General features: G+C 40.9%; 18 protein-coding genes. 12 read left to right on the top strand and 6 right to left on the bottom strand.

Translation table 11 applies throughout. From position 1 onward, the window contains the following. The first annotated feature begins 4 nt into the window (after window positions 1-4). The 10 genes from lexA to EMK97_RS12235 all read left to right on the top strand — a co-directional run bounded on the left by lexA (window position 5) and on the right by EMK97_RS12235 (window position 9,857). Window positions 5-619: a transcriptional repressor LexA gene (gene lexA / locus EMK97_RS12280; protein WP_130604476.1), complete on the top strand. Its 615-nt coding sequence runs from the start codon at window positions 5-7 to the stop codon at window positions 617-619. A gap of 523 nt (window positions 620-1,142) precedes the next feature. After that, window positions 1,143-2,702 carry a cytochrome c oxidase subunit II gene (gene coxB, locus EMK97_RS12275; RefSeq protein WP_130602588.1) on the top strand — a complete coding sequence of 520 codons (1,560 nt, stop codon included), beginning with the start codon at window positions 1,143-1,145 and terminating at the stop codon, window positions 2,700-2,702. Between the two features lie 9 nt (window positions 2,703-2,711). Continuing rightward, window positions 2,712-4,331: a cytochrome c oxidase subunit I gene (gene ctaD / locus EMK97_RS12270; protein WP_130602586.1), complete on the top strand. Its 1,620-nt coding sequence runs from the start codon at window positions 2,712-2,714 to the stop codon at window positions 4,329-4,331. 1 nt (window position 4,332) lies between these two features. Then, entirely contained in the window at window positions 4,333-4,881 is a 549-nt protein-coding gene (locus EMK97_RS12265) for a cytochrome c oxidase assembly protein (protein ID WP_130602584.1), read from the top strand. A gap of 36 nt (window positions 4,882-4,917) precedes the next feature. After that, the gene (locus EMK97_RS12260; RefSeq protein ID WP_130602582.1) at window positions 4,918-5,802 is read left to right on the top strand and encodes a cytochrome c oxidase subunit 3; all 885 of its coding nucleotides are present in this window, start codon (window positions 4,918-4,920) and stop codon (window positions 5,800-5,802) included. Window positions 5,803-5,815: 13 nt separating this feature from the next. Next, window positions 5,816-6,628, top strand: a complete 813-nt coding sequence (locus EMK97_RS12255; protein WP_130602580.1) for an SURF1 family protein — start codon at window positions 5,816-5,818, stop codon at window positions 6,626-6,628. After that, window positions 6,603-7,184, top strand: coding sequence for a hypothetical protein (locus EMK97_RS12250; protein WP_130602578.1), 582 nt, complete (start codon window positions 6,603-6,605; stop codon window positions 7,182-7,184). Before EMK97_RS12255 ends, EMK97_RS12250 begins: the two co-directional genes overlap by 26 nt. Window position 7,185: 1 nt before the next feature. Further along, complete coding sequence (locus EMK97_RS12245) at window positions 7,186-8,247, top strand: COX15/CtaA family protein (protein ID WP_246028778.1); 1,062 nt, start codon at window positions 7,186-7,188, stop codon at window positions 8,245-8,247. Next, window positions 8,240-9,187: a heme o synthase gene (gene cyoE, locus EMK97_RS12240; protein WP_130602576.1), complete on the top strand. Its 948-nt coding sequence runs from the start codon at window positions 8,240-8,242 to the stop codon at window positions 9,185-9,187. The genes EMK97_RS12245 and cyoE overlap by 8 nt, the downstream gene beginning before the upstream one ends. A 28-nt stretch (window positions 9,188-9,215) precedes the next feature. Continuing rightward, window positions 9,216-9,857 carry an SCO family protein gene (locus EMK97_RS12235; protein WP_130602574.1) on the top strand — a complete coding sequence of 214 codons (642 nt, stop codon included), beginning with the start codon at window positions 9,216-9,218 and terminating at the stop codon, window positions 9,855-9,857. A 14-nt stretch (window positions 9,858-9,871) separates the two neighbouring features. Here the strand turns inward: EMK97_RS12235 and EMK97_RS12230 are convergent, their stop codons facing one another. Beyond that, entirely contained in the window at window positions 9,872-10,933 is a 1,062-nt protein-coding gene (locus EMK97_RS12230; protein WP_130602572.1) for a polysaccharide deacetylase family protein, read from the bottom strand. Between the two features lie 89 nt (window positions 10,934-11,022). Here EMK97_RS12230 and EMK97_RS12225 point away from each other — a divergent pair, with 89 nt between their 5' ends. Further along, complete coding sequence (locus tag EMK97_RS12225; RefSeq protein WP_246028777.1) at window positions 11,023-12,384, top strand: MATE family efflux transporter; 1,362 nt, start codon at window positions 11,023-11,025, stop codon at window positions 12,382-12,384. 22 nt (window positions 12,385-12,406) lie between these two features. On the opposite strand, the gene EMK97_RS12220 is transcribed toward EMK97_RS12225, so the two are convergent. The 4 genes from EMK97_RS12220 to nfuA all read right to left on the bottom strand — a co-directional run bounded on the left by EMK97_RS12220 (window position 12,407) and on the right by nfuA (window position 14,031). Next, window positions 12,407-12,685, bottom strand: coding sequence for a hypothetical protein (locus EMK97_RS12220; RefSeq protein WP_130602570.1), 279 nt, complete (start codon window positions 12,683-12,685; stop codon window positions 12,407-12,409). A gap of 116 nt (window positions 12,686-12,801) precedes the next feature. Beyond that, on the bottom strand, window positions 12,802-13,161 hold the full coding sequence (locus EMK97_RS12215; RefSeq protein WP_130602568.1) for a VanZ family protein: 360 nt from the start codon (window positions 13,159-13,161) through the stop codon (window positions 12,802-12,804). Window positions 13,162-13,179: 18 nt separating this feature from the next. Beyond that, entirely contained in the window at window positions 13,180-13,419 is a 240-nt protein-coding gene (locus tag EMK97_RS12210; RefSeq protein ID WP_130602566.1) for a hypothetical protein, read from the bottom strand. A gap of 33 nt (window positions 13,420-13,452) precedes the next feature. Continuing rightward, complete coding sequence (gene nfuA, locus EMK97_RS12205; protein ID WP_130602564.1) at window positions 13,453-14,031, bottom strand: Fe-S biogenesis protein NfuA; 579 nt, start codon at window positions 14,029-14,031, stop codon at window positions 13,453-13,455. Between the two features lie 204 nt (window positions 14,032-14,235). Between nfuA and EMK97_RS12200 the strand changes: the two genes are divergently transcribed. Then, on the top strand, window positions 14,236-16,788 hold the full coding sequence (locus tag EMK97_RS12200; RefSeq protein WP_130602562.1) for a M14 family zinc carboxypeptidase: 2,553 nt from the start codon (window positions 14,236-14,238) through the stop codon (window positions 16,786-16,788). Window positions 16,789-16,794: 6 nt separating this feature from the next. Here the strand turns inward: EMK97_RS12200 and EMK97_RS12195 are convergent, their stop codons facing one another. Continuing rightward, window positions 16,795-17,553 (bottom strand): ComF family protein, encoded by a 759-nt coding sequence (locus EMK97_RS12195; protein ID WP_130602560.1) that lies wholly within the window; start codon window positions 17,551-17,553, stop codon window positions 16,795-16,797. Window positions 17,554-17,561 lie beyond the last annotated feature (8 nt).

Below are 17,561 nucleotides of genomic sequence, written 5' to 3'. Positions count from 1 at the left end.
AAATTTGCGTCCATTAACAACAAGACAACAGCAGATTTTTGATTTAATCAAAGAAAAAATTCACGATACAGGCATGCCACCAACACGTGCTGAAATTGCCGAGTTTTTTGGTTTTAAGTCAGCCAATGCTGCTGAAGAGCATTTAAAAGCACTTGCCAAAAAGGGCTATATTGAAATGCTCGCAGGTACCTCCCGCGGGATTCGCTTAGCTGAAGAATTGATAGAAGAAGAGGGCTTACCCTTAATTGGTCGCGTTGCCGCTGGTGAGCCTATTCTGGCGCAAGAGCATGTTGAAGATCATTACAAAATGGATGGCACACTATTTCATCCTGCTGCTGATTATCTCTTACGAGTCAATGGTGAAAGTATGAAGGATATCGGTATTATGGATGGCGATTTATTGGCTGTTCACCAAACTACCGATGTTCATAACGGCCAAGTGGTTGTCGCCCGAGTGGAAGATGATGTCACCGTTAAACGCTTTAAACGTGAAGGCAACATTGTTTATTTGCACGCTGAAAACGAAGCCTTTGAACCAATCAAAGTAGATTTAGCTAGCCAGCAGTTTAATATTGAAGGTATTGCCGTAGGTATAGTACGAAACGGCAACTGGATGTAATAAGCACAGTTTTCTATTACACCAATTCTATTAAGCCAAGTAGTCACTTTTGTGACGACTTGGCTTTTCATTTCATTCGATGCTCAATTGTCATCAAGTCTTACTTTTTGTTAACTATCTACAGTAATAGCGTCAATAATTCCCTTCAATAACATATTTTTTTCAAAAATTTTTTTTATCTACAAACTCAGGGTTTAAGCCTTACACAGCAACACTTAGAGTTATTACTCCATTGAATTGATTGGCTTTTTTTTAAACTATATCCTATAAACTTATTGACCTAGATCAAAATTTAGGCAATGCTAAAAACAGCATAGAACAAAAAATGACCACAAAAAGAATAAAAAGACGTCAATATGCTAATACAATCCTTTCAGATTACTATTGCTCATTCACGTCGTTAATTTAATAAATAAAAATTATAAAAATTAACAGATATTCAGTCCAGTGAGCCGTGATTTACATTGCTGCATTTCTGTTTCTAACACTATACCTATGGGTAGTAGAGGCAAGGAGATGTCTAGTGAGAAGACGTAACCTAGTATGGCTGATATTAGTAAGCATTTTTGCTAATTCAGCTTGGGCAGATTCAACCATAAATCTGACCAAAGGGGTCACCGCCATCAGTAATGAAGTCTATGGCTTGCATATGATGGTATTGTATATTTGTATTGCAATTGGCATCGTCGTTTTTGGCGCTATGTTTTGGTCAATTGCCTTTCACCGAAAATCAAAGGGCGCTAAAGCTGCAGACTTTCATGAAAGCACCAAGGTAGAAATCCTCTGGACGGTTATTCCGGTCATCATTTTAATTGCCATGGCTGTTCCCGCTACCAGCACACTGATTGCTATGGAAGACAACTCCAATTCTGATATTACCATCCTAGTTACTGGCTCACAGTGGAAGTGGCATTACAAATACTTTAACGAAGACATAGAGTTTTACTCTGTCCTATCAACACCTCGTGCTCAATATGAAAACCAACAGGGTGAAGGAGAAGCCAAAGGTGATAATTACCTACTTGAGGTTGATAAATCTTTAGTCATTCCCGTGAATAAAAAAGTGCGTTTTCTACTCACTTCAGATGATGTCATTCATTCTTGGTGGGTTCCTGCTTTTGCCGTTAAGCAAGACGCCAACCCAGGCTTTATTAATGAAGCTTGGACTAAGGTAGATAAACCCGGTATTTATCGCGGTCAATGTGCTGAACTATGTGGTAAAGATCATGGCTTTATGCCGGTTGTTGTTGAAGTAAAATCAGAGGCTGACTATCAAGCATGGCTTACTGAGCAACACCAACTTATTGCCGATGCCGCAGCCGCAGAAAAAGCCTCACTCACGGCGACAGCGTCTATGGATGAACTAATGCAGTTGGGCGAAACAACGTATACCGCCCATTGCGCAGCGTGTCATCAACCTTCGGGCCTAGGTTTACCGCCAGCTTTCCCTGCCTTAAAGGGTAGCCCAATAACCACTACTGGCTCAGCAGCTGCTCATATTGATATTGTCTTTAACGGTAAAGCAGGCACAGGTATGCAGGGCTACGGCAAGCAATTAAGTTTAAAAGAAATTGCCGCAGTTGTAACTTACGAGCGTAATGCTTGGGGCAATAATACCGGCGACACTGTGCAAGCCGCCGATGTACAGGCAGCTACCGCAGGTGGTGAAACTGAAACGACCAGCACAAGCAGTGATGAACAAGCCACAACACCTACTGCTGAAGTTGAAACTGAACAAGCAAGCGAAGAAGATCTCAGCAAAGTTTACACCCTAGAAGAATTAATGACACAAGGTAAGCAAATTTATGACACTAACTGTGCTGCCTGTCATCAAATCAACGGTAAAGGTGTACCACCGGCATTTCCTGCGCTAGATGGCGGGCCAATCGTTACTGGCGACATCAGTAAACATATCGATATGGTTGTCAATGGCAGCAAGAAAAACCCAGCAATGGCAGCCTTCTATCCCATGCTAAGCAAAAGCCAAATTGCCGCTGTTATAACCTACGAGCGAAATGCTTGGGGTAATAAAACTGGCGACATAGTTCAACCTGCAGATGTTGATGCTGCAAGCGCGAAGTAGGAGAATAAAATGACTACCGACGTACTTAACGAGCAAGAGCAGCACAACACCGAAGATCATGACCACCATGATCACAAAATGACAGGTATCAAACGCTGGCTATATACCACCAACCACAAAGATATCGGCACGCTTTACTTATGGTTTGCCTTTATTATGCTGCTGATTGGTGGCGCACTAGCCATGGTAATTCGTGCCGAGCTATTTCAACCTGGCCTGCAAATTGTTGAACCTGACTTCTTTAACCAGTTAACCACAACCCATGGCCTAATCATGGTGTTTGGCGCCATCATGCCAGCGTTTACTGGTTTTGCTAACTGGATGATACCTATGATGATAGGTGCGCCAGATATGGCATTACCTAGAATGAATAACTGGAGCTTTTGGATACTGCCATTTGCTTTTGCTATCTTGCTGTCATCATTCTTTATGGAAAGTGGCGCACCTAACTTTGGTTGGACCTTCTATGCACCACTATCAACCACCTACTCGAATGGCAGTACCGCATTTTTTGTCTTTGCCGTTCATATTATGGGGATTTCTTCGATAATGGGCGCGATCAATGTCGTTGTCACCATTATGAACATGCGTGCCCCTGGTATGACTTATATGAAAATGCCACTGTTTGTCTGGACATTTTTCATTACCGCTTACCTATTGATTGCTGTTATGCCGGTACTGGCAGGCGTGGTCACTATGCTATTAACCGACACTTACTTTGGCACCAGCTTTTTTGATGCTGCTGGTGGTGGCGATCCAGTGATGTTTCAGCATATTTTCTGGTTCTTTGGTCACCCTGAAGTCTACATTATGATTTTGCCAGCCTTTGGTATTGTTTCAACCATCATTCCAGCATTTTCACGCAAACGTTTATTTGGCTATGCCTCTATGGTTTATGCCACCGCATCTATTGCTTTACTGTCATTTATCGTTTGGGCACACCATATGTTTACCACAGGTATGCCGCTTTTCGGTGAGTTATTCTTTATGTACTGCACTATGCTAATTGCCGTACCTACCGGGGTAAAAGTATTTAACTGGGTAGCCACCATGTGGCGCGGCTCATTAAGCTTTGAAATGCCAATGATGTTTTCCATCGCCTTTGTCATTTTATTTACCATAGGTGGCTTCTCTGGCTTGATGTTAGCGATGACGCCAATAGATTTTCAGTATCATGATACCTATTTTGTTGTCGCACATTTCCACTATGTTTTAGTCACTGGCTCACTGTTTTCTATGTTTGCCGGTGCTTATTATTGGCTACCAAAATGGACAGGCCATATGTATAACCACACCTTAGCTAAATGGCATTTCTGGTGCTCTATTATTTCAGTAAACCTACTGTTTTTCCCTATGCATTTCCTTGGCTTAGCCGGCATGCCAAGACGTATCCCAGACTATGCCCTGCAATTTGCAGACTTTAACAAATGGGTCAGTATTGGCGGCTTTGCCTTTGGTTTATCTCAGCTGATTTTCCTTGCCTTGGTTATTAAATGTATTCGCGGTGGCGAAAAAGCGCCAGCCCGCCCATGGGATGGCGCAAAAGGCTTAGAGTGGACAGTGGCAAGTCCTGCGCCTTACCACACCTTTAGCACGCCGCCAGCAGAAATTGAGCAAGAGAATCACTAGCATGAGTAATAGCGAAGAGCTGCACAGCAAACATCAAAACACAGTAAAAAAATTACTGCTGGTTGTAGTAGGCATGTTTGCTTTTGGCTTTGCTTTAGTGCCACTTTATGATGTTTTTTGTGATATCACAGGCCTAAACGGTAAGACCAATACCGTAGCAGCTCAACAAGCAACCGACGGTGTTGATACTTCACGAACCATCACAGTGCAGTTTATTACTCACAAAGCAAAACAAATTCCTTGGCAATTTAAGCCAATGATTCAAGAAATCAAGGTGCACCCTGGCGAAACTAAATTCGTTAAGTTTTACGCTAAAAACCGCGCTAGCTATGACATTGTTGGTCAAGCCGTACCTTCAGTTTCTCCGGGTATTGCTGCCAATTACTTTCAAAAAATTGAATGCTTTTGCTTTACCCAGCAACCACTAAAAGCGGATGAAGAAGTAGAAATGGGTCTACAGTTTTACGTAGATATTGATCTCCCTAAAGAAATCAATACCTTAACGCTATCTTACACCCTTTACGATATCAGCAACAAAGTAACCTCTTAACTAAGATATACCTAGTTAAGCGGTAAAGGAACGGACATGACAACGAAACAATACGAAAATTATTACGTACCTAGTCAAAGTCATTGGCCTATTGTCGGTGCCATTGCCTTATTTTTGATAGCTGTTGGTGCAGGCAATTACGTCAGTGATTTAGATTCTGGTGAGTCAGGTTTTGGCGGCTATTTATTATTAGCAGGCATTGCTTTAATTATTTACATGATGGTTGGCTGGTTTAGTGATGTTATTAATGAATCTATGGCAGGCAAGTATTCACATCAAATGGACAACTCATTTAAGCAAGGGATGAGTTGGTTTATTTTTTCAGAAGTCATGTTCTTCGCCGCATTTTTTGGTGCTTTATTTTATCTACGCATTTTTTCTGTCCCTTGGCTTGGTGGCGCAGGCAACAATGCTGAAACAGCAGCGGTTTTATGGCCTGACTTTAGTGCCGCTTGGCCTTTACTTAAAACACCAGGTGGTACAGAAACTACCGCTATGGGCTGGTATGGCTTACCACTGATAAATACTATCTTACTATTAACCTCTTCTTTTACTGCTCATTTTGCCCATAACGCTTTACTTAAGAACGATCGCAGTAAATTAAAGCTGTGGTTAGCCGTAACTATCGTTTTAGGTTTAGCCTTTATTTACCTGCAAGTACTGGAATATGCCCATGGTTATTCTGAAGAAATGCGCTTGTACCTAACCAGTGGCGTATATGGCAATAGCTTTTATTTACTTACTGGCTTTCATGGCATGCACGTTACTTTAGGCTGCATTATGTTAATTATTATGTTCTTTAGAGTATTAAAAGGACATTTCACTGCTGAAAATCACTTTGCCTTTCAAGCCGCTAGCTGGTATTGGCACTTTGTCGATGTGGTTTGGGTATTACTATTTATTTTCGTCTACATCTTATAAATGGGAGGCATAATTGCCTAAACAAGCCAGTGTTAACAGCCTAGGTATTAAACTTGGTTGGTTGATTTTCACCAGCCTAGTTTTTCTTGGTTTATTAAAACTGTCTCACTGGCAATACTCAAGGGCAATTGAAAAGCAGCAAAGGCTCGACAAAATAGCACGCCTTGAGCAATCAGAGCCTTTAGCGCTTTCAGGCCTTAACAACTTAAGGCAAAAGCGAGATGAAAATATTAACGACTGGCCAGTAACTGTTAGCGCTCGCTTTAACAATCAGCTTGTTTTTTTATTAGATAATCAAGTACATCAAGGCCAACTAGGTTATCGCGTTTTGCAATTAGCCATTAATAAGCAACATGCAGTACTGGTTAATTTAGGCTGGCTAAAAGGCAGTATTGATAGAAGTAAATTACCATCAATTACCCCGATAGAGGGCAGCCTTAACTTTCATGGCAATATTCGCATTGTCGAACAAGGTATCAGCTTACAAGCACAAGACTATAGCCAAGTAACATGGCCACTTAGAATTCAGCAAATTGAATTAAATGAAATTGCTAAGCTTATTAAAGGCACTATTAATGTGCCTTTGCTGCCTTTTGTCATTTACCTCGATGAAAATGAGCCTTTTGGCTACAGCAAAAACTGGCAGCCCATAGTAATGCCTCCAGAAAAACACATGGGGTATGCCGTGCAATGGCTAGCACTCGCCATAGCGTGGTTAATATTAATGGCTTGGGTGAGTGGTATTTTACGCTACCTAACCCTAGTACTTTTTGCTAACACTAGCGACCAAAAGGGCGAGTATGAACACACTTTCAGTAAAAAATGAGCAAGTAAATACTGGTAGCTCCAAACGTACTTTCGTAATGATGCTGGTCGTTTTCACCCTACCCATCATTCTCGCCAAGCTAGCATTGCAATTTAAATGGTTAAATTATGGCGTAACCAATAAAGGTCAGCTTATAGAGCAAAACATTACCCTTGAGCAGTTAGGCATAAAGACACAAGATGCTAAGAATCACTGGCTGTTAATCGTCAACTTACCTCAAGATTGTGCAACTCATTGCCAGCAAATAATGCAAACGGTATACAACACTTATGTTGCCTTAGGTAAAGACAAACCTCGTAGTAAGCCACTTGCTTTAATTCCCGCCAGCTATACAGGCGAGCAAGAAAACAAACTTAACCAACAGGGCTGGCTTTACAGCCAAACGACTGTTAGTGCCAATAATCAGTTAAGCACAGACAATGTTTATATTGCTGACCCGCTTGGCAATATCGTCTTATCTCATACCATACCTATGCAAAGTGAAGGCTTCGCCTTATTTGGCAAGCAAATACTTGCTGATATGAAGAAACTACTTAAGTACTCTAAGGTTGGCTGATATGGAAAATAATCTCGCTGCGACTAACAAAACAATTAATCTGCAACGCTTGGTTCTAGTGAGCTTACTGCTGGCGATATTGGTGATCGGCTTAGGGGCTTATACTCGTTTAACTCATGCTGGCTTAGGTTGTCCCGATTGGCCTGGTTGTTATGGCCTTATTGATGTGCCACAAACGCCTGAGCAGATCCAAAAAGCTGAACAAGCCTTTCCCGAACGCCCTGTAGAGCCAGAAAAAGCATGGAATGAAATGATTCATCGCTACTTTGCTGGCTCATTAGGGTTATTTATTCTCACCATAGCGATAATTTCCTTTAATTTAAGGCAACGAGGTTTACCGTTTAAGCTGCCATTATTTCTTTTAGCCCTAGTTATATTTCAAGCTGCTTTAGGTATGTGGACAGTAACGATGAAGCTTATGCCCATTGTGGTTATGGCTCACCTATTAGGCGGATTTACCACCCTATGTTTATTGTTTTTGTTATACCTTCGACTAGCCAATAGCGCATCAACTAAGCCTAGCCCTAACAAACGTTATATGACATTAGGCATTATTGGCATCGCAATACTAGCGGGGCAAATCGCTTTAGGCGGCTGGACATCAGCAAATTATGCGGCGATGAGTTGTGTTGAACTCCCCATATGCCAAGGAGATTGGTCTAAGCAACTGTCCTTTAAAGAGGCCTTTGAATTAATTCCACCTAAAAAAGACAGTTATGAGTTTGGTCACCTACCTCATGAGGCAAGAGTTACCATTCATATTAGCCACAGGTTTGGCGCTATCATCACCAGTATTTATTTACTCTACTTAGCAACTGCAGTTATTCGTCAAAACACAAACATAAAGGCACAACAATACGCTAAAGCACTCTTGATTATATTATCGCTTCAGGTGCTACTGGGTATCAGCAATATATGGTTCACCTTGCCCTTATCCATTGCCGTTGCTCACAACCTCGTGGCCGCTTGCCTTATGCTTTGCTTAATCGCGTTAACCTTTCATCTGGTCAAAGTACCAGTAAGAGAAATTAACCCTATCCGTGGGAGTATTAAATATGGCTAATACACTAAATAAGCAACTTGCTACTGTTGATGTCACAGAGCAAGCAAAACCGCTAGCCATCCTATCTGAAGTGAGAAAATGGCGCGCTTATTACCAAATGACCAAACCAAGAGTCGTTGCACTGTTAGTCCTTACTGCCTTGGTAGGCATGAGTTTATCTGTACCTGGTGGCTTACCTTGGCAAATATTAATTCCTGCCATGTTAGGTATAGGTTTACTTTCTTCAGCTGCTGCTGCGCTGAATCATATAATCGATAAAAAAATCGATGCTGTGATGGGCAGAACGCACAATCGCCCGCTACCTCAAGGACAAGTGAGCAGTAAAAACGCCATCATATTCGCTATCAGCATTGCTGTACTTGGTTTTGTCTTGCTGTATGCCCTAGTAAATCCGCTCACAGCTTACCTTACCTTTGCTGGCTTAGTGGGTTATAGCTTTATCTACACCTTATATTTAAAAAGAGCAACACCACAAAATATTACTATTGGCGGCCTAGCTGGTGCTATTCCACCTTTACTGGGTTGGACAGCGATGACCAATGAAATTCACGGTAATGCACTATTACTGGTACTGATTATTTTCACTTGGACACCACCGCATTTTTGGGCATTAGCCATACATCGCAGAGATGACTATGCCAAGGTTAATATTCCTATGTTGCCAGTAACCCATGGCATTGAGTTCACTAAAACACAAATTCTGCTCTACACCGTATTACTCTTTGTTGTCTGCTTACTTCCTTATTTAGTCGGCATGAGTAACTGGCTTTATTTACTTGGTGCTTGCGCCTTAAACTTAGGCTTTTGCTGGTATGCGTGGCAACTCAAGTTTAACGCCAACAGCGACACTGCTTTTGCTACCTTTAAGTACTCTATTGTGCATTTAATGTTGCTGTTTATTGTCTTGTTGTTTGATCACTACTTGTTACCTATGCACTAAGCATTAGCCAAATAAGGGTAAGCCACATATGAATAAATTTGTTGTCATTCTTTTAAGCCTTATTGCCTGTAGCTCTGGTGCTATAGGCTTTCATTACTTAACTAAACCGGCACAGCCTGAATTTGCCCTGTACTACCAACCGAGCCGTTCATTGACAGCATTTAATTTAAACGACCAATTCGGTCAGCAATTCTCCAAACAAAGCTTACAAGATAAATGGTCCTTTGTATTTTTAGGCTACACCTCATGTCCTGACGTGTGCCCTACTAGCTTGCAAAGCCTTAACTTTATTTATGCTGACTTAAAAGCAATAAATCCAAATAGCCAAGTGTTATTAGTTACTGCCGATCCCAAACGAGACAGCCAGGAAAAGCTGGCTCAGTATATCGCTTACTTTAATGAAGAGTTTATAGCGCTTAGAGCAGAGCATGATGAGCTATTTCCATTTACGCGCAGCTTAGGCTTAATGTATAGCATCACTGAAGAAAGCGACCCGCAAAGTCATGGTCACTATCAAGTAGATCACAGTGCTTCCTTAGTGCTTATTAATCCTGATGGCAATATTGCAGCAATATTTAAACCCGAACAAGCATTGGGGCAAATTCCCCAGGTAAATACCGATAAGCTATTAAGCGACTATAAGAAAATAGTCGTCTTGTATGAAAGTTAAGAGCGTTCTGCTCGCTATAGCGGGTACCACTGGCCGTTTGGCTTTAAAATAAACCAAGGCTTTGAATACCAGTAATATCGACCCGGTTTGCTGATACTTGCTGCAGTACAATTACAGCGCACCCGACCACTAGGTAAATCCTTAGAGAAGGTAATTGAGAAGGTATTATCATCTAACCAATTAACGTTCTGCTTTCCTAAACCTGAAATATAACAACTTAATTGCGATTTATAAAAGTCATCGGTTGCTACGGTAAAAGTCACACCTTTACTTTGCTGATAAGGGAATATTGTTTCGGCATCTTCATCGGCTAAGCTAATGGTAAAAGGTAATGAATTTAACTTGTCACGTAAGCTAGTGATTTTATCGTAGGGCTTAGAGGCAGGAAATCTTGGCATGCTCGTGGTATCAGTTGTTAAGCCAATAGCGCCAGATTGCTGTGAAAAAGCAACAAAGTCATGTTGCTTCACCCAAGCTTGAATAGCTGGTGTGTATTCACCGTAAGGGTAAGCATAATATCGCCACGACTGCCCGGTTTTTTCTGTCAATATCTGTTCAGCTTTTAATAACAAAGTAGATTGCTTAGCTAGCCAATCCTTTTCGCTGATACCATCAGGAATGCGCGCTAATGAGTCATGTTCAAAACCATGATTAGCCAGAATAACGCCTTCATCACCTAACGTCTTAAGCTGTGCCCATGACAAATAAGGAGATGATGCTCTATTTTCATAACGGTCAATAATGCCCGGATTAACAAAAATAGTATAAGGAAAATTAAATTTATCTAAAATTGGCTTAGCTTGGGTTAACACATCGATATATGCATCATCAAAGGTAATGGCGACAGTTTTATCGGTAAGCGGCTGCTGACCTTTTACACCATCAACAATAGATGACAGCGGCACGACCTTAAAACCATTATCTTGTAGATATTGTAAATGCGCTTCAAACTGACTTGGGTCAATACTGGTACTCGCTGGCGTCTCACTACTTACATGGTGATATTGCAAGACCACGGCGGCAAAACTAAGGGAATGGAAAAAAAATAATAAGAGTGCGAAAAGGCGAGCCGTCATGATAATTTTCTCTTCTCATGGCTGAGGTTTAGGGAATAAGGTAAAATACTCTTTTTCGTGCTAATTGCCTAGCTGCAAGGGTAAATTTCTTGTCTTTATTTTCCGATCTTGATCAACATAAGCGCTTATTCGCCTTAGCCTTACCTATGATCTTTTCCAATATCACTGTGCCATTATTAGGCTTAGTTGATACTGCTGTTATCGGCCATTTATCGCATGCCTACTATTTAGGCGGTAGCACAGTCGGCGCAATGATTATTACCTCGGTTACTTGGCTATGTGGCTTTTTACGTATGTCGACAACAGGTCTGAGCGCGCAAGCTTTTGGTAGCCAAGATAACAAGCAAAACCTTATGGTACTTTTTCGAGGTATCGGTATTGCCTTTATACTCGGCTTACTGCTGATTTTAATACAATCTCCTTTTATCAATATCGCCTTGCAGTTATCTGGTGGCTCAGAGCAAGTACAATTTTACGCCCGCCAATACAGTGAAATTCGCGTGTGGGGCTTTCCTGCGGCGTTAGCTAATTTAGTTATGTTAGGCTGGTTACTGGGTAATCATCAAAGTAAAGCGGTGATGTGGTTACTTATATTCACCAATCTCACCAATATTTGCTTAGACTTTTTATTTGTTTATGGCTTTCAGTGGCAAGTGCAAGGGGTAGCATTAGCAACATTAATCGCAGAATATTCTGGGCTAACTCTAGGCTCAGCCCTTATTTATAAACAACAAAAGCAACAAGTTCATCAAGCCTTAAGTAAGTTATCTCAGTTACTAAAATCACTATTCGAACCAAGCTCAATGCTTAGCTATTTTAAGCTCAATCGCGATATTCTTATTAGAACCTTATGCTTAGAGTTATGTTTTATTTTTATCACCTTTCAAGGGGCAAGGTTAGGTGACAATGTGGTGGCTGCGAATGCCATTTTAATGAACTTTTTGCTGCTTATTTCCTTTGGTTTAGACGGCATAGCGAATGCGACAGAAGCTATGGTGGGTAAAGCAAAGGGCGAGGGGAACAACAGTGAGTTAAATAACACTGTCAATATTGCCTTATTATGGAGCCTTATTTTTGCCTTGGCTTATTCGCTACTGTTTGCCTTCGCTGGCAGCTGGCTATTATCATTAATTTCAGACATTCCAAGCGTAATAGCATTTGCCGAGCAATATCTATTCTGGATGATATTACTACCATTATTCGCTTGTTGGTGCTTCTTATATGACGGCGTTTACATTGGCTTAATGCAAGCTAAAGCCATGCGTAACAGTATGATTATTGCAACCTTTGCCTGCTTTTTTCCATTATGGTTTATGCTGCAAGGCTTAGGTAATCATGGCTTATGGGCAGCTTTTTCATTATTTATGCTAGCACGAGGGGTAACGCTTGCTTGGCACTTTCACTACAAAGTAAAAGCGCGTGAGTCACTCAATAATCTGAGCCAAGGTTAACTGCTGTTAACAAGTAGTTACTTTATTCTGGTTTTTTATTTTGTGGCTCTAATTTTAAGCTTGGAATGCTGGTTCCCCCTAAAGCTTTACAAACCACACCGACAGCAAAACAAAAGAAGGTAATAGCCCCCATAGCGGCTTTGTATTCTGCTTCAACAGAATTACCATAAATCAAGGTAACCACAATACCAATGGCAGCACATAGAAAACTCAAGTTAGCGATGACTAAGGTTATTTTTTGCCACAAGCGTTTTGGTGGGTGTCTAACAGGTAAATGATGTGCTGGGGTTTGCTCTGACATAAAAATAAAGCCTTGCTGTAAAAATATAGACAAAGTTTAGCACGCAATAGGGTAACTGGCTTGATACCTGTCAACAATTTCCCATTAACCCTGAGTATAAATGTAACTTACTGTGACTAAATGTAATCAGCTTTATGCCATGACGACATTTTCTTGAGCAACGCAGCAAACAATACACCACAGCACAAACCTAGTACGTTGGCCAACATATCTAACCACTCACCATAGCGATTAACATAAGGCTGAATTAACTCAATTGCGCCACTAAATAGCGCAAACGCTAATGCGATATATAACCAACCTTTCGGCTTTTTCAATGCGGTGGGTAACATCAACAAACCATAAGCGATGAAATGGTGCGTTTTGTCTGTACCTGGTACAGCAGGTAATGACTGAGCAGGCCACAGTGATAAGGTAGCAATGCAAACCAAGATAAATATAGTCAGGCTCAGCCAGTACTTTTCGATTAAAGACATGTTAATACTTATGACATGTTAATACTTATGACGATTTAAGATTTGCAGCCAACGATTAGCAAAGATACCGAGATAGCCCCAAGCGGCAATAAGGCAAGCGATAGCAAGCAAGGCTAGGCCGACAACTTGCCATAGATGATGATAAAAATAGCCAAGTGCAATAAAGCCGAGCGATAAAACAAAAAGGCCAAGACCCCGCAAAAAAATTTGTAAACTTCGCTGTGGGTTTTGACCTAGTTTTTCCAGCAGTGACTTCATGGCACTCTTTCTATCACTTAATATTTGTATCAATTAATAATAAGAGTGATCGCCACGTTGGTGTTCAGTCGCATCTTTAACACCTTTAATTTCATCACCCATTAATTCTACCAGCTGTCTTTCAATGCCATCTTTAACAGTGACATCGATTTGTGCACAACCATTACAGCCACCACCAAATTGTAGTACCGCATAACCATCATCTGTTATTTCTACTAAAGTACATTCACCACCGTGACCAGCTAACTGAGGGTTTACTTCAGCTTGCAAAAAGTAGTTTACTCGTTCAAATAAAGGCGCATCATCTGCCACCTTGCGTAACTTAGCATTCGGCGCTTTAAGGGTTAGCTGAGAGCCCATTTGATCAGTAACAAAGTCAATTTCAGCTTCTTCTAAAAAGCTTTTGCTATCGCTATCAACCATGGCTGAGAAACCATTAAATGGTAATTCTAAATCATCTGGCTCGACCGCATCAGGTGGGCAATAAGAAACGCCACACTCAGCTTTTGCTGTACCCGGATTAACAACAAAAACGCGAATATGTGTACCTTCCGCTTGTTGCGAAAGTAATTTTACAAAATGCGCTTGGGCACTTTCTGAAATACTGATCATGATAAATAGACTCTCTTTGCTCTCTCAGGCTAATGCATACCTGACTATTTTACTCAAGTATGGTTATTTTACTCCTCTATCTGTGCTGTGTCTATGAAACTAACGATCTTCTCTTCGCAAATAAATCCACCTCTAGAGTACTTTTAGCAATGATTTTTCAGCATTTCTTTGTTATTTTATCGAACGTTAATATATGAGGTTTTTATGAAACTGCTACGCACACTACTATTGGTTGGTTTTTTATCGTCTTTTAGCGCACTTAACGCAGCGCCAGTAACTAATTACTTACCTGAAAATACACAATACAGTCAGCAAATTCCAAAGCCAAGTAGTGTTTTAGGCTTTGAAGTAGGTCAGCGCCAAATAAGGCATGAGCAATTACTAAGCTACTTTTATCAACTAGCACAACATAGTGATCGTATTCAGCTAACCACTATGGGTGAAACAGCACAGCATAGAGAGCAACTACTGGTTAGTATTTCCAGCCCTGAAAACCTGAAGAAATTACCCAATTTATTAAAGCCAAATAACGAAAAAACTGCTCTTAACACCAACAAGCCACTCATTGTATGGCTAGGCTATAGTGTTCATGGTGATGAAATTAGTGGCGCCAATGCTGCCTTGGTGGTTGCCTATCATTTAGCGGCAAGCCAAGAACAAAGCATGCAAGAGTTACTAGCTAACACCATTATCGTGCTTGAGCCTAGTATAAATCCTGATGGTATGGATAGATTTGTCAACTGGGTGACAACCTTTGGCAACACAACAAATAACCCAGATGCAAATCATATTGAGCACCATCAACACTGGGTAACAGGCCGAACCAATCATTATTGGTTTGATTTGAATCGTGATTGGCTGCTTGTAACTCAACAAGAAACCCAGAACAGACTAAAGTATTTTCATCAATATAAACCGCATGTAGTCGGCGATTTTCATGAAATGGGACACAACAGCAGCTATTTTTTCCAACCGGGTATTTTGAGCCGAACGCACCCATTAACACCTGCTGAGAATGTTTCACTAACATCAGATTTAGCTAAGTTTCATGCGCAAGCTCTCGATCAACAAGACAGATTATATTACAGCGAAGAAAACTTCGATGACTTCTATTATGGTAAGGGTTCAACCTACCCAGATATAAATGGCAGTATTGGTATTTTGTTTGAGCAAGCCAGCTCTCGAGGTATGCAGCAACAAACGGTTAATGGTTTACTCACCTTTGAAGACAGCATTAGAAATCACGTTTTAACCTCGTTATCAACCATAGCAGGTGCTTGGCATAATAAAGACAAATTACTGCAATATCAGCACAACTTTTATCAAGATGCCTACAAATTAGCGAAAAAAGAAAAATTTACCGGTTACTTATTGCATGAGCCTAAAGACAATTTTAGGTTACAGGCATTACTAGAAAAGTTGGCGCAACATCAAATCAATGTTTACCCACTAACTGAAGATTTTGAACATAAAGATAAAGTTTATGGTAAAGACAGCAGCTTTTATTTACCGCTTGCCCAACCACAATATCGCTTGATTAAAGCTTTGTTTAATCAACAAACAAACTTTAAAGATAATACCTTCTACGATGTTTCTGGCTGGACCATGCCACTGGCAATGAATATTGAGTTTCAACGCCTTAATCGTAGCTGGGGCTTAGAAATAGCTAAAACACCATGGCAAAGCTCACCCCAGGATAAGCCAAGCAATATTGATCAGTTATCCTACGCTTATGCATTTGAATGGCAGCATTTTCTTGCACCTAAACTATTAAATACCCTGTTAGCTCAAGGGATCAAAGCAAAAGTGGCACGCAAACCGTTTACAAGCATGATCAATGGCCAACAAAAACAATTTAACAGCGGCACTATTATTGTGTTAGCAGGTATTCAGCAAGCTACTGATTGGCGTGAAAAGTTAGTTAAGGCAAGTCAGCAGAGCAATATCGAGTTATTTAATCTTGCTACAGGTTTAACTGTTAAAGGCATTGATTTAGGTAGTAGCACCTTTAAACTAATTAAACAGCCAAAAGTATTAATGCTAGGCGGACAAGGTATTTCACAATATGAAGCAGGTGAAGTGCGTTTTTATCTCGATAAAATGCTTAATATCCCTGTTTCAATCAGCAATTACAACCGCTTGAGTTCGCTTGATTTAAGCACATACAGCCACTTGATTTTAGTTAACGGAAATTACGATAAGCTATCAGAAAAAGACGTGACAAAAATCAAAGGCTGGATAAAGCAAGGCGGTACTATTATCGGACAAAAGCGTGGGGCTAAATGGCTTGCAAAACATGAAATTCTCGCAGCAAAATTTGCTAGCCGAGAGCAGATAAATCAACTTTTCGATGAAGAAGGCTTAACTTATCAAGACAAAGAATCACTCGCTGCTCGTAAACGCATTGCCGGTGCTATTTTTGCAGCCCAACTCGACACCTCTCATCCATTAGCTTATGGCTATCAAGAAAGGTTATTACCTTTATTCCGTAACAGTACGCTAATCATGGAGCAACCGAAAAAGGCCTTTATTACCCTAGCCCAGTACACGCCAACACCATTATTGAGCGGCTATACAGATCAAAACTTGGTTAATCGTTTAGCGCATAATGCCGCTATAGTCGCCCATAATTATGGTGAAGGCCGCGTTATCGCGACCAGCGACGTACTTGCCTTTAGAGGTTATTGGTACGGTAGCGCGAAAATACTCGCCAACAGCTTATTCTTTGCTCAAGCCTTTAGTGCCAATACCAAATAACTTAGGCTAGCATTTTTGGGGTAGGGAAATACACACAGTTACTAATGTAACCTTTTCCACCCCAGCCCGTTTTAACACAGCACTAATTTCTGATGCCGTACTGCCTGTAGTAACAACATCATCAACGATTAGCACATGTTTGATGCCATCAGCTAGCGGCTCTCGTAAACAAAATGCACCGCGCAAACTGGTTCGTCGCTCTGCGCCCGATTTACCTACTTGACTAGCATTTTGCTTTACTCGCTTCAGCAAATGTGTGCCATAAGGCAGCTTAGCTTGTTGAGCAAATTCTTTTGCCAGCAAATGCGCCTGATTATAGCCACGTTGTTGCCATCGACTGACATGAACAGGTACAGCGACAACTAAATCAACTGGTTGCGTGACATCGAAATAAGCATATTTAAGCCACTCTCTCGCCAATAACTTAGACAAAAACCTAGCCAATTGAAAACGACCTTGATACTTAAATTGTTTTAACCAAGTATCAAAAGGATAAAGATACGGTGAGAGTACAAATAATCGATCAAACTGACATTTTGGCAAGGCTCGCTTTACCGCAGGCCAAGACAGTAAATCACCTTTTATTTTCTCTTGCTCGAATAAGGCAAGATCTGCCAAACAATACCGACAAATAAAGCCCATGCTTGAACATTCATCCCGCTTAGTAGGATAAATTTCTTGCAAGCACAAATCACAACTACCCAAGTGTGTAACTAGCTTAGCTACTCGAGCTAATCCTTTATTTACTAACGCTAACCATTCCATTGTAGGCA

The sequence above is a fragment of the Litorilituus sediminis genome (assembly GCF_004295665.1).
GTDB lineage: Bacteria > Pseudomonadota > Gammaproteobacteria > Enterobacterales > Alteromonadaceae > Colwellia > Colwellia sediminis.
The sequence above is the reverse complement of the archived record's forward strand: the minus strand, read 5'-3'. Positions and strand labels throughout refer to the sequence as shown.

Bases quoted from the DNA above. Each gene is read 5' to 3' on its own strand.
- EMK97_RS12210 (WP_130602566.1), bottom strand. From the start codon at position 13,419: ATGAAGTCACTGCTGGAAAAACTAGGTCAAAACCCACAGCGAAGTTTA.
- EMK97_RS12250 (WP_130602578.1), top strand. From the start codon at position 6,603: ATGAACACACTTTCAGTAAAAAATGAGCAAGTAAATACTGGTAGCTCC.
- cyoE (WP_130602576.1), top strand. From the start codon at position 8,240: ATGGCTAATACACTAAATAAGCAACTTGCTACTGTTGATGTCACAGAG.
- EMK97_RS12200 (WP_130602562.1), top strand. From the start codon at position 14,236: ATGAAACTGCTACGCACACTACTATTGGTTGGTTTTTTATCGTCTTTT.
- ctaD (WP_130602586.1), top strand. From the start codon at position 2,712: ATGACTACCGACGTACTTAACGAGCAAGAGCAGCACAACACCGAAGAT.
- EMK97_RS12260 (WP_130602582.1), top strand. From the start codon at position 4,918: ATGACAACGAAACAATACGAAAATTATTACGTACCTAGTCAAAGTCAT.
- EMK97_RS12195 (WP_130602560.1), bottom strand. From the start codon at position 17,553: ATGGAATGGTTAGCGTTAGTAAATAAAGGATTAGCTCGAGTAGCTAAG.
- nfuA (WP_130602564.1), bottom strand. From the start codon at position 14,031: ATGATCAGTATTTCAGAAAGTGCCCAAGCGCATTTTGTAAAATTACTT.
- EMK97_RS12220 (WP_130602570.1), bottom strand. From the start codon at position 12,685: ATGTCAGAGCAAACCCCAGCACATCATTTACCTGTTAGACACCCACCA.
- EMK97_RS12230 (WP_130602572.1), bottom strand. From the start codon at position 10,933: ATGACGGCTCGCCTTTTCGCACTCTTATTATTTTTTTTCCATTCCCTT.
- EMK97_RS12215 (WP_130602568.1), bottom strand. From the start codon at position 13,161: ATGTCTTTAATCGAAAAGTACTGGCTGAGCCTGACTATATTTATCTTG.
- EMK97_RS12245 (WP_246028778.1), top strand. From the start codon at position 7,186: ATGGAAAATAATCTCGCTGCGACTAACAAAACAATTAATCTGCAACGC.
- EMK97_RS12265 (WP_130602584.1), top strand. From the start codon at position 4,333: ATGAGTAATAGCGAAGAGCTGCACAGCAAACATCAAAACACAGTAAAA.
- EMK97_RS12235 (WP_130602574.1), top strand. From the start codon at position 9,216: ATGAATAAATTTGTTGTCATTCTTTTAAGCCTTATTGCCTGTAGCTCT.